The following is a 1,153-nucleotide window of genomic DNA, read 5'->3' on the forward strand; positions in this document are numbered from 1 at the left end:
TTCTATACCATTAGTAAAAAGGGTGTAATTCGTGCGATGCACTTCCAGCTTGTTAAACAGCAAGCCAAGCTTGTTCGTTGTATAAGTGGCCATGTGTATGACGTAATCATAGATCTTCGCCCTGATTCGCCAACATTTGGTAAATGGCAAGGTTTTGATCTGACCGGAGAGAATCAGAAGGCTCTATACATACCTCAGTATTTTGGCCACGGCTATTTGGTGCTGGAGGATTCTGTCGTTAGCTATAAATGTGGTGAGGTGTTTTATGGTGAAGGTGATGCCGGCATAATGTATAATGATCCGGATATGGCTATAGAGTGGCCTTTCGATAAGATTGGCGGTATTGAGAAATTGATCATTTCTGACAAGGATAAAAACTTGATGAGTTTGAAGGAATATATAGAAAAAGTAAAATAGCTGATGGATAAGCGACTTTCTATTTATGTTAGTTCTCCTGATTCGTATTCTGATGTGCTTGCCGTATTTTTAAAAGGGTATCGGAGATATTGGAGTGATTGTCCCTATGAGTTTATTCTAACCACCAATACCAAATCGTATGAAGGTATTACTTGTATATGCAATAATAAGCAAAATGATACTTGGGTTGAGCGTACTATAGCGGCTTTGCCAGTTATAAAATCGAAGTATGTAATGTTGATGTGTGATGACATTATCTTGAGTGACAATGTTGACAATTCATTAATAGAGCGGTTACTTGACTATATGGATAGCCACGAGATAAGGTATTGTAATTTAGGCCCTACTCCTAAAGGATCTAAAATTAAATCTTTTCCTTTATTACGTAGTGTCAATAAGCAAATCCCCTATGCTATCAATCTTCAATTTGGAATATTTCGAAAGGATCTTTTTGTTGAGCTGTTAGGCGATGGCTCTCTTAGCGCATGGGATATTGAAAACTCAATAAATGAACAAGCCGCTGTTGCTCCATCAGAGGATTATAAAGATGTGGTGGCAGTTTCAGAATATATCTTGCCATATATACATGGAGTATATAAAGGTAAATGGATTAGGCATGCTGTTGAAAATTTGAGTAGATTGAGCTTGTATATAGATTCTGGTAGAGGCATTGTTCCTCTCTCTCAACAGATAAAGATTGATATGACTAATTGGCTTCAGTGGAAAATATCACCTA

Annotated in this window: 2 protein-coding genes; both read left to right on the forward strand. The window is 37.3% G+C overall.

Going from position 1 to position 1,153, the window contains the following annotated elements; genetic code table 11:
• The coding region (locus tag DW033_RS24285) for a dTDP-4-dehydrorhamnose 3,5-epimerase family protein (RefSeq protein ID WP_147423703.1) at positions 1–417 on the forward strand (417 nt) is incomplete at its 5' end.
• A 3-nt stretch (positions 418–420) separates the two neighbouring features.
• The coding region (locus DW033_RS24290; RefSeq protein ID WP_122383252.1) for a hypothetical protein at positions 421–1,153 on the forward strand (733 nt) is incomplete at its 3' end.

The sequence above is a fragment of the Parabacteroides sp. AF39-10AC genome, assembly GCF_003635405.1.
Lineage (GTDB): Bacteria > Bacteroidota > Bacteroidia > Bacteroidales > Tannerellaceae > Parabacteroides > Parabacteroides distasonis.